This window comes from Floccifex sp., from assembly GCF_051873495.1.
Classification (GTDB): Bacteria; Bacillota_I; Bacilli_A; order Erysipelotrichales; family Erysipelotrichaceae; genus Floccifex.
In genome coordinates this window covers 1-10,802 of sequence record NZ_JBJEEX010000052.1, presented here as the reverse complement: position 1 = coordinate 10,802, position 10,802 = coordinate 1, and the positions used below count along the sequence as shown (strand labels likewise).

The window sequence follows — 10,802 nt, the reverse complement described above, 5'->3', positions numbered from 1 at the left end:
CGCTAAAGCTTTTCCTGACCCCCAGAATATCTGGGGGTTTTATGTAGACAAAAAATAAGATGTTCATTTGAACACCTTATTGAATTTCCCAACTCGAATCAGCTGTTAAACTTGCATCCGCTCTACGTCCTGCTTTATATGCGATTTCACCAGCAACCGCAATCATATTCGCATTGTCTGTGCAACAAGACATTGGTGGAACGGTAAATGTGACATTCGGATACTTTGGTTTTAATTCTTCAATTTTTTCTCTTAAACGAGAATTGGCACTAACCCCTCCACCTACTACGAAGTGTTTAATATCAGGGTAATCATTTAATACGGCTTTAACTTTATCAAAGATTTCATTTAGAGCTGTTTCTTGAAAAGAAGCTGCTAAATCTGCCATATCATATGTTTGATTTAATCGTTCTTGACGCTTCACAAACTGTAAAACACTACTCTTTAATCCTGAAAAACTAAAATCATATTTTCCTTGTGTTTTTGGTTTCGCTAAAGCATAAACTGGTTTTCCTTGACGTGCTAATTTATCAATTTTAGGACCTCCTGGATATCCTAAATTCAACACACGAGCTATTTTATCATAAGCCTCTCCAATGGCATCGTCTTGAGTTTGTCCTAGAATCTCAAAACTTGTTTCATCTTTCATATACACAAGCTCTGAATTTCCTCCGGATACAACTAAAGCTAACACTGGAAATTCTAAATCAACAACCAATTCATTGGCATAAATGTGTCCAGCTAAATGATGAACTGGTACCAATGGTTTATGATACGCAAAGGCAAGTGTTTTAGCAGCTTGTACACCGACATGTAAACATCCAATTAATCCAGGTCCTTTGGTAACGGCAATGGCATCAATGTCATCCATTGTCATATTCGCTTGACTAAATGCTTGTTCAATACAATAAGAAATATTTTCTACATGAATTCGACTCGCTACTTCTGGTACTACGCCACCAAATTCTTTGTGTACATCAATTTGACTGGCAACGATACTTGCCAATATTTCTTTTTTATCTTTCACAATAGAAACCGCAGTTTCATCACAACTACTTTCAATTCCTAATATAATCATATGTCCTCCTATAATGCTCTTGTCATCACAATCGCATCTTCTCCATCGGGATAATAACCTTTTGATACATTCACTTGTATAAATTCATTTTTTTGATATAAACGAAGCGCTGCTTCATTGGAAACACGTACATCCAAAGTCATAAACTCACATTCTTGTTCCTTAGCACGTTCAATTAAGTGTTTTAAAAGAATATCTCCATATCCTTTTTTTCGTACTTGCGGATTAATTCCAATACGAGCTAATTGTGCCATTTCAAATGTTTCCCATAAAAACGCATATCCCACAATTGTTTCATCAATTAAAAGCCAACCATGACTAAAAGGATTTTCATTTAATTCATATAAACAATTTTCCTTTGTCCATGGTTCCTTAAAACAAAGTTGTTCCAATTGAACGACTTCATTTAAATCTTGTTGGGTCATTTCTCTAAAAATCATACTTTATACGAATCACTTTCTTTTAAATACTGTGGTACTAGAGCATGAATATTGTCAATTTTACGAGCTGGTACTTCAATAAAATTCTTTAAGAAATCACTAGGTTGTGCTTCTTGATTTACTAAATAACCATCTCCATATAAAGTACCTGGATGATTCTTTAAAAATTCATCAATTTCATCAAGTGTTAATACACCTAATTCTGTTTGTACACCATTTTCTAAGTGAGCTACATATCCTCGTTTACTACGAGCATCTAAAATCACATTAGCACTTGTATCCATTCCAGCATATAGTTGCATAGTCGAGATACAATATAATTCTTTTTTCATTTGTGAACACAATACTTTGGCAATGGTCATGGCAATACGAATTCCTGTATAGCTTCCTGGACCATCGGTAATGATGACACGATCAATATCGGCATAATCTAATTGTGTGTCTTCTAATAATTGATTTAATTCCACAAAGATTGTTTCACTTTGTTTCTTGAATGCTTCAATTGAAATTCCTTTTAATAAAGTGGAATCTTTATACAATCCCAATACTAAATTTTTATAAGCACTATCCATACATAAACTAATCATGATATTCCTCCAATACTTGTTGTGAATTTGGTCCTGTTGCTTCCATTGTGATAATACGATTTTCATCGATTCCTTCTTCAATGGAAATACATAAACGATCTTCTGGTAATTGATCTTCAATAAATTGTGACCATTCCACAACACAAATTCCTTCATCAAAACAATCTTCAAATCCTAAATCTTGACTGGCTCCTTCTAGTCGATAGGCGTCAATGTGATGTAAAGGTTGTCCGTTTCCTTGTTTATAAGACTTTAAAATTGTAAAAGTTGGTGAATTAATAACAGACTTAACACCTAAAGCTTTTCCAAGTGCTTTAGTCCATGTTGTCTTTCCCGCTCCTAAATCACCATCTAAAGTAATAACCATTTGTTTGTCTTTTAAACAAGCAGCTATTTTTTGCGCAAACTCATTTGTTTGTTCTAATGAATGTATTTCGATTGTTTTCATTTTCTTCTACTCCTTGCGACTTGGGCCTTAATGGCCTTAATTTGTTCTAAACGCTTTTGTACCTTAACTTCCGATCCTTGATTAGTTGGTACATAATATTCTCGATTCAATAACTCATCAGGTAGACAAGTCATATCAGTCATTTTAAATTCATAGTCATGTGAATATTCATAGCCTTTATTATATCCTAATTCTTTCATTAATTTAGTAGGGGCATTACGAATATGAAGAGGAACTGGGGCATCTAATGTTTTCAAGGCATCTTCTTTTGCGCTATTATAAGCGACTTCCAAGGCATTGGATTTAGGCGCCAAGGCTAAATAAACAACGGCATGGGTTAAATGCACGTTACATTCTGGCATTCCTAAATAATGAGTCGCTTGATAAGCAGCTACACATATTTCAAGTGCTCTTGAATCGGCCATACCTACATCTTCACTGGCAATGCGTACTAAACGTCTTGCGACATATAAAGGATTTTCCCCAGCTTCTAACATTCTTGCCAACCAATAAATGGCTGCTTGTACATCACTGTTACGAATGCTTTTATGTAAAGCAGAAATAATATTGTAGTGTTCTTCACCGTTTTTATCATAGAGTAAAGAACGCTTTTGTAGACATTGTTTTAAAATATCTTTAGAAACATGAATGCCTTCAATGTCACTTGGTGAATTATAGACAACCATTTCTAAGGTATTCAAACAAAAACGAGCATCACCGGCACTGAATTGAGCAATGGCAGATATATCCTCTTTGGATATATCAATGTTTAATTCTCCAAATCCTTTAGGAGAAATTAATGCTCGTTCAATTAATTGTTCTAAATCACTGGCTTCTAATGAATGAAGAACAAATACACGACACCTTGATAAAAGGGCAGAATTAATTTCAAAGCTAGGATTTTCCGTGGTAGCTCCAATTAAGACAATACTTCCTTTTTCAACATATGGTAAAAACGCATCTTGTTGGGCTTTATTAAAGCGATGAATTTCATCTACGAATAATATCGTTCTTTGTCCTAATATTTTTCTTTCATCCGCTTGTTTCATCACTTCTTTAATTTCTTTAATGCCACTGGTTACAGCTGAAAAATCCACAAAATAGCTTTTGGTATGATTGGCAATAATACGAGCCAATGTGGTTTTCCCTACTCCCGGAGGTCCCCAGAAAATCATTGAAGACAATTGGTCGTTTTCAATCATCTTCCATAAAATGTTTCCTTTATCAACCAATTGTTTTTGTCCTACATATTCATCTAAAGTCTCTGGTCGCATGCGATCCGCCAAAGGACGCGTATCTTTTTTTTCTTCAAATAGTGATTCTTGTTTCATAGTCTTAATTATATCACAAAAGAAAAGTGAGAAAACCTAATTGGCTTTCTCACTTCTTCTTATTTCGCAATAGATTTCAAGATTTCTACACATTTATCAATTCCCAATTCACTTGATTCAAGGGAAATATGATAATTAGCTGCACGATTCCATTTACGATCGGTATAGTATTTATAATAAGCTTTACGACGTCTGTCTTTTTCCATTATTCGTTTTTCTACATCCACGTCAGTTTCTCCATATAAATTCACAATACGATCTTTTTTCCATTCTAAATCAGCATAGATAAATGCGTTTAGCGTATCGGTTCTATCTTTTAAGATATAGTCTGCACAACGACCAACAATAACACAATTTCCTTTTTCAGCTAATTCTAAAATAACTTTTCGTTCTGCGAAATACAATTGATCGTTGATGCTCAATGCACCCCAGTTATTTCCAAAGTAAGAAAAGAATCCACCGGGTTGTACTTCTTCCCCGTATTCTTCTACAAATCCTTTGGCAAAACCACTTTCTTTCGCAATTTTTTCAACTAGTTCATAATCATAATAGTCATAACCTAATTCATCGGCTAATTTTTTGGCAATGGTGCGTCCTCCTGAACCAAATTCACGCGTAATTGTCACAACTGAATAACTCATGATGAACCTCCTTTCTTGTGATGTTTTGTTTACTATATTTTATCACTAAAAGAGGTTCAAGATAATTTATTTATTAACTTTTAATATATCTAATAAGTGAGAACTCGCTCCTAATAGTTCTTTTCGCTCGGCAATGGATTCTACGTATTTAATAAATATTTCAAATTCTTCTTCACTCATTTTATTAATAACGGGTCTTAAATAATCCGTTGGTCCATCTGGAGCAATCAATTCTAATCGTTGTAATGATACAATTTCATTTAATTCATCGATTTGTTCAATACGAACGCGGTTATATAAATCTTGTGGTGAATGAATTTGGAATGATTCATCTAATTGATCTAAACAATTCAAAATATTTCCATCAATAAAGGCATGTTGAATCACACTATAATCATTTAAAACATAGGCAACCATGATGATGCCATTGTTTTTGGTGATACGCTTAGCTTCTTGTAGTGCTTGAACTTGTTCTTCTTTCGTTTTTAAGTGATACAAAGGACCTAATACTAAAGTACAATCAAAGCTATTATCTTTAAAACGAGATAAATCCAAGGCATTTCCTAAATATGCTTTTACACTACTTTTTTTGGCTTTTAATGTTCCTAAATTACTTTTTACTAATTCAATAGCGGATACATCATAGCCTTCATTCGCTAATGAAACACAATAACGACCGGTTCCCGCTCCTACTTCAATAATAGAAGGAGAATTCATTTGTTCTAGGTATTTATGAATGTATTTCATCGTAATACGAAATTCAACTTGGCCATGACGGGAATCTAATCTTTTTTCTTCATTGAATTTATTGTAATAGGCAATTAATTTTTCACTCATATTGCACCTAAAAAGTGCCATTTGGCACTTTATTCTGTTGCTCCATATTGAGCATAATACGCATCAATTCTTGATTTTAAATCCGCATCCAATGCATTTTTACTTTCTAAGTATTCAACTACTTCTGGCATTGAAACAATGGCAGCTGTAGGGAATCCATATAATTCACTTACTTCTTTTAAAGCTGTTTTATTTCCTTTTCCTTTTTCATTACGATTTAAAGAAACCATTAATCCTTTGATTTCAACATTGGCAGCACCTCTTACCTTTGGTACTGTTTCTTCCATTGATTTACCTGAAGTTGTAACATCTTCAATCATAATGACACGATCACCATCTTGTAGTTTTGTTCCTAAGAAACCACCTACATCAGCTCCGTGGTCTTTTAATTCTTTACGATCTGAGCAATAACGAACTTCTTTTCCGTATAAGTTATCAAATGCGATAACAGTAGCTACAGCTAGAGGAATTCCTTTATAAGCTGGTCCAAATAAAACATCGAAATCCAATCCAAATTCATTTACGATAGCTTTGGCATAGTATTCTCCTAATCGTTTTAATTGATTTCCGGTTACATATCCTCCAGCATTCATAAAGAATGGACTTTTACGTCCTGATTTTAAAGTAAAATCACCAAATTTTAATACTTTACTTTCTAACATAAAGTCAATAAATTCTTGTTTATATGCTTCCATACACTTCTCCTTTAATTTGATATCATCATATCATTTCTATTTATTTCCTTCAATTTTTTGTGAATATTCCTCAAACGATATACGATCCGATGTAAATCCTTGTCCATCAACTTCACTAACAATGCTGATTGTCAAAAAAGCATATGGATCGATTTCAAATATCATTTCTTTTAAGTCATATAATTTATATCTAGGAATTACACAAATTAATCCTTTTTGATTCTCTTGGGCATAGCCTGTTTCTATGTGAAATAAAGTGACTCCAGCTTGGGTTTTAAATAATATTTCTTTTCGAATGGCTTCATATTCTTTGGTAATAACCATCACTTGTAAAGATACTTTTCCATCGGGTAGTAAATGATTAATTACCATCGAAATCACGAATGTTAACACAACACCAAACAGAATCATTTCTAAACTTGAGAAAATGGCTTGTAGTCCTAATACACAAAAATCAACTAAATAAACGCCTGTTCCTACGGTTAATTTTGTATATTTATTCAACAACATCGCAATTACATCGGTACCACCTGTAGATCCACCAGCTTTTACAACAAGTCCCATACTACAGCCAATTAATAATCCACCAAATAATGCATTCAGCATTAAATCATTGGTAATGGTATGAATTCCAGGAATTAAGTTCACAATTTCTAATAATACAGGATAAACAAGGGTACTTAAGATTGTCTTGGATACAAATTCTTTTCCAAAGGCAAAATATGCTATCACTAATAAAATCACATTGACAACAAAGACCACAATAGATGTTCGCCATCCAAAGAAATGATTCAAAGCTAAGGCAAGTCCTGTTGAGCCTCCCATAGGAATTTGACTGGGAATAATAAAGGCAACAACAGCAATGGCCAATAGAAAATTTCCTAGTAGGACTTGGCCTATATTTTTAATTAATCCCATTGTAAGAAAGCCTTATATGCCTTATAGGCTTCATACACATCGACTTTGCTGGTAACTTCATAAGGAGAGTGCATACTTAAAACGGCTACTCCACTGTCAATTACTTGCATACCATAATTTGCCATTATATAAGCAATGGTACCTCCACCACCAGCATCTACTTTTCCTAATTCAGCGAATTGATATTTTACATTGGCATTGTCCATGATGTTACGAATTTGTCCAATGTATTCGGCATTGGCATCATTCGATCCACTTTTTCCACGTGATCCTGTGTATTTATTGAAAGACACTCCTTTTGATAAGAAAGCGGAACTACGTTTTTCAAATACATCGGCATATAATGGATCGTATCCCGCTGATACATCACTTGATAACATTCTTGAGTTTTGTAGAGCACGACGAACTAATAAATTAGAATCTTTTTCTGTCATAGCCACTAATTCGGCAATCACATTTTCAAAGAATCGCGATTGCATTCCCGTTGCTCCAGTTGATCCAATTTCTTCTTTATCCACTAACAAGCAACAAGACCATCTTTCTACGTCTTCTGTTTCCAACATAGCCATGGCACTTGTAAAAGCACAAACACGGTCATCTTGTCCGTATCCAATAATCATGGAACGATCTAAGCCACAGTCTCTTGCCTTACCTGCAGGAACAATTTCTAATTCTGAAGATGCTAGGTCGGCTTCTTCAATGTTGTATTCATTTTTTAGAATTTGAAGGATATTCGCTTTTACGGCTTCTTTGTCTTCATTTAATGGTGTGTTTCCAATTAATACATCTAAGTTTTCTCCTTCAATCACTACCGAAGCATTTTTACTCATTTGATTGCTTGCCAAGTGAGGAAGTAAATCCGTAATAACTAGTACAGGATCGTCTTCTTTTTCGCCAATACTTACATTGATTACTTCTCCATTCTTTTTCACAACTACACCGTGTAGAGCTAATGGTTGAGTAACCCATTGATATTTTTTAATTCCACCATAATAGTGCGTATCAAAATACGCAAATTCTTCGTTTTCATATAAAGGATTTTGTTTCACATCTAATCGAGGTGAATCAATATGAGCTCCTAAAATATTCATTCCATGAGATAGTGGTTGTTTACCTGCTTGGAATAACACAATGCACTTATTCATATAAGTCACAAAAATTTTATCTCCTGGATGAATTTCACTGACTTCTTTTAGTTCTTTATAATTGCTTTGTAAAGCTAAAGATGAAATTAAATTTACACATTCTCTTTCTGTCTTTGCTTCGTTTAAATATTTTTTATAGTTTTCACAAACTTGGTTCATTTCTTGATTCATACTTTTTTTCCTCCGCCTATAATATTACAACAATTTCCCCATAATTGACAAAAATACGCATATTTCTCACATTATTTAACAAAGTCTTGCTAAATTTAAAACACATAAATGTTTTAATATATAACCATCAAAGGGAAGATAATAAAAAACCTTTGTTCATATATTCTCTTTTCTCTCCTAATAGCTGCCCAAGGCAGCTATTTTTGTTTATATAAAAATTGAGCTATCATCAAGATAGCTCTAAAAATCTATTTAAGGAAAAAAATCATACACAACAATACAATTACTAAAAGAATTCCAGCAACAAGTCTTGCCTTAGAAGCTTCAATTTGTGACTTATTGATTTCATTTAATTGTTTATTGTCCTCATTTAGTTTTTCAACCATTTTACGTTGTTCATCTGTCATAAAGATGCTCCTTTCTTGTTACATACAGCAATTGTTGTATATTTGTAATTTTATTATATATAATCTGAAATTAATTTATAGACTATATTTCGCTTTTTTTTTTGATATAATTTAATGATGGAAAGCTGGTCTTATTTGATCAGCTTTTTTAACATAATTCCCATTAATTCGATTGACTTTCACATTTTTTAACAAATTTTATTTATATTTTTATGACAGGTATTATTTATTATAGAATCATCAAAGGAAGATAATAAATAACCTTTGTTCATAATATATTTCTCTCTCTTCTCTAAAAAGAATGTCCTATCGTTTAAACGATAGGATTTTTATTTTATTTCACTTTTAACATATACAACTATAGCTGGTATATATCCTACTAATATCAATAACATTGTTAACCAAGAACTGGACCAAATATATTTATAATACAAAATAAATTCAACAACAAAAATTAATCCAATAATCAAAAATTTATATTTATTATCTTTTAACTTTTCTGCTATTTTTAGATTAAGCGGAAACATTATAGCTGTAAAAATGAATGTTAGTATTATTTCTGTTTCCATTGCTTATTCCTCTTACTAAACTTAAAACTTATTATCCATATATTTTTTAGTTTCTATGTATAAAAATCCTATCAATACAATCAACATTATAATGGAACCAACAAAACCAAAATAACTTTCTTGCATAAACTCAAAACACCAGATTAAAGTTCTCAATCCAAATAAATATTCAACAATCAATATTGCTAGATTTAATATATTTTTTTTATTCATGTTCAAGTGGCTTCCTTTCAAAAAGATTAGCCTAATGTTTCTTTCTTTTATATTGTGCATATAGAATTAAAGCAACAAACAATGTAACTTGGATAAAGACAAATATAAGAAGTTGTTCTATGCTTATATTTCCATTTAATAGTAAGAAAAAAATCCGATAACTTATTAGTAAAACCAAACTAATAAAAAAGGAAAATTTAGAATTATACTTCTTATTTAATGAAATAGCTATTATAAATCCAACTACTACGATAATAATTCCAAGGAGTTTCAATAAAAAAATTATATTTGCGATTGTTTTCGGACTAAATTGACTAATATCTATAACCATTTTCATGAAGTAACCATATAAATTCATAAATTTGTCCCTCCTTTCAAAAGATTAGCTTTCCAAAGCTTCTTTTAGTGGTTCTTCTAATATGATATTGTTTTTTTTACTTTTTGAACGCCTTTTGTCTTCGCAAACAAATTATAACTTAAAAAACTATTTATAACAATAGTATCTTTTATATAATAGTCTTTCTATAATTAATTTAAATAATTATTGTATGATCCAAATAGAATCAGTCTTTATATTTATATAGTTTTTGAAAAAAATTTTACTATTCTTTATTGAACCTCCATACAATAGAACTGGAACAACAAATAGCATATACTAAAGTTGTTGAAATGCTTTCCCTGCTTATGTGGAACATAACCCAAAAAGTCAAAGGAATACTTACTATAAACAATATGATATTCTTCACTTTATTAGAAAAAGATCTTTTGGATAGCCAATACATAAGTGCAACTATAACAAAAATGACAACAATAATGCAGGCTAATGTTTCAAAGAAATCGTGAATCATAATAAAACCCTACTTAACCAAACAGTAAACAAACGATGCAACATCGCCTATGGCTATTCCGGGAATAGCTTCTTTAAGTCTTTTTTTTAAAAATCAAATAATACATCGTATTGGCTGCACTAGCTACCACATATGTACCAAGAGTCTCCTTTATTCATTTAATTACTTTTTGTTTTTTTTGATGGGTCTTTAATTGTGTCCATCCAGCCACCGTAATTATAATCTGGCCAATCTGCTTCTCTAGTTTCAGTAGGTGGATTTTGATAAAAAGATGTAATGATTCTTTTCATAAATGTGTTCCATCTTCTAACTTTTTTATCACTACATATTTAATATACATTCAATAAATTAAGTAATAATTATGTTTTCATTAATGAATATTAAATTTACTTAATGTTTGTTTAATTTAACCGTTTAATACAATAAATATCCACCAGCCTAGCTGGTGGTTTTTCAGTTTCGGGCATAGCCCTG

15 protein-coding genes are annotated in these 10,802 nt (G+C 32.0%); all 15 read right to left on the bottom strand.

Features of this window, described 5'->3' with window-relative positions:
* Window positions 1-76: 76 nt before the first annotated feature.
* Complete coding sequence (gene tsaD / locus ACI313_RS03430) at window positions 77-1,078, bottom strand: tRNA (adenosine(37)-N6)-threonylcarbamoyltransferase complex transferase subunit TsaD (RefSeq protein ID WP_439755269.1); 1,002 nt, start codon at window positions 1,076-1,078, stop codon at window positions 77-79.
* 8 nt (window positions 1,079-1,086) lie between these two features.
* The gene (gene rimI / locus ACI313_RS03425) at window positions 1,087-1,518 is read right to left on the bottom strand and encodes a ribosomal protein S18-alanine N-acetyltransferase (protein WP_439755268.1); all 432 of its coding nucleotides are present in this window, start codon (window positions 1,516-1,518) and stop codon (window positions 1,087-1,089) included.
* Window positions 1,515-2,105, bottom strand: coding sequence for a tRNA (adenosine(37)-N6)-threonylcarbamoyltransferase complex dimerization subunit type 1 TsaB (gene tsaB, locus ACI313_RS03420; RefSeq protein ID WP_320608526.1), 591 nt, complete (start codon window positions 2,103-2,105; stop codon window positions 1,515-1,517). The genes rimI and tsaB overlap by 4 nt, the downstream gene beginning before the upstream one ends.
* The gene (tsaE, locus tag ACI313_RS03415; RefSeq protein ID WP_320608525.1) at window positions 2,098-2,553 is read right to left on the bottom strand and encodes a tRNA (adenosine(37)-N6)-threonylcarbamoyltransferase complex ATPase subunit type 1 TsaE; all 456 of its coding nucleotides are present in this window, start codon (window positions 2,551-2,553) and stop codon (window positions 2,098-2,100) included. Before tsaE ends, tsaB begins: the two co-directional genes overlap by 8 nt.
* Window positions 2,550-3,884, bottom strand: a complete 1,335-nt coding sequence (locus ACI313_RS03410) for a replication-associated recombination protein A (protein ID WP_439755267.1) — start codon at window positions 3,882-3,884, stop codon at window positions 2,550-2,552. Before ACI313_RS03410 ends, tsaE begins: the two co-directional genes overlap by 4 nt.
* 59 nt (window positions 3,885-3,943) lie before the next feature.
* Window positions 3,944-4,525, bottom strand: a complete 582-nt coding sequence (locus ACI313_RS03405) for an AAA family ATPase (RefSeq protein ID WP_320608523.1) — start codon at window positions 4,523-4,525, stop codon at window positions 3,944-3,946.
* Between the two features lie 66 nt (window positions 4,526-4,591).
* On the bottom strand, window positions 4,592-5,362 hold the full coding sequence (locus tag ACI313_RS03400) for a class I SAM-dependent methyltransferase (protein WP_320608522.1): 771 nt from the start codon (window positions 5,360-5,362) through the stop codon (window positions 4,592-4,594).
* Between the two features lie 29 nt (window positions 5,363-5,391).
* The gene (gene pyrE / locus ACI313_RS03395; RefSeq protein ID WP_439755266.1) at window positions 5,392-6,057 is read right to left on the bottom strand and encodes an orotate phosphoribosyltransferase; all 666 of its coding nucleotides are present in this window, start codon (window positions 6,055-6,057) and stop codon (window positions 5,392-5,394) included.
* 36 nt (window positions 6,058-6,093) lie between these two features.
* Window positions 6,094-6,975, bottom strand: a complete 882-nt coding sequence (locus ACI313_RS03390; RefSeq protein WP_439755265.1) for a YitT family protein — start codon at window positions 6,973-6,975, stop codon at window positions 6,094-6,096.
* Window positions 6,966-8,291, bottom strand: coding sequence for an aminopeptidase (locus tag ACI313_RS03385; RefSeq protein ID WP_439755264.1), 1,326 nt, complete (start codon window positions 8,289-8,291; stop codon window positions 6,966-6,968). The genes ACI313_RS03390 and ACI313_RS03385 overlap by 10 nt, the downstream gene beginning before the upstream one ends.
* Before the next feature lie 248 nt (window positions 8,292-8,539).
* Entirely contained in the window at window positions 8,540-8,698 is a 159-nt protein-coding gene (locus ACI313_RS03380) for a hypothetical protein (protein ID WP_320608518.1), read from the bottom strand.
* A gap of 329 nt (window positions 8,699-9,027) precedes the next feature.
* Window positions 9,028-9,267, bottom strand: a complete 240-nt coding sequence (locus tag ACI313_RS03375; protein WP_320608517.1) for a hypothetical protein — start codon at window positions 9,265-9,267, stop codon at window positions 9,028-9,030.
* 21 nt (window positions 9,268-9,288) lie between these two features.
* The gene (locus ACI313_RS03370; RefSeq protein ID WP_320608516.1) at window positions 9,289-9,480 is read right to left on the bottom strand and encodes a hypothetical protein; all 192 of its coding nucleotides are present in this window, start codon (window positions 9,478-9,480) and stop codon (window positions 9,289-9,291) included.
* Window positions 9,481-9,511: 31 nt separating this feature from the next.
* Window positions 9,512-9,838 carry a hypothetical protein gene (locus ACI313_RS03365; RefSeq protein ID WP_320608515.1) on the bottom strand — a complete coding sequence of 109 codons (327 nt, stop codon included), beginning with the start codon at window positions 9,836-9,838 and terminating at the stop codon, window positions 9,512-9,514.
* Between the two features lie 648 nt (window positions 9,839-10,486).
* Window positions 10,487-10,618, bottom strand: a complete 132-nt coding sequence (locus ACI313_RS03360) for a hypothetical protein (RefSeq protein ID WP_320608514.1) — start codon at window positions 10,616-10,618, stop codon at window positions 10,487-10,489.
* Window positions 10,619-10,802 lie beyond the last annotated feature (184 nt).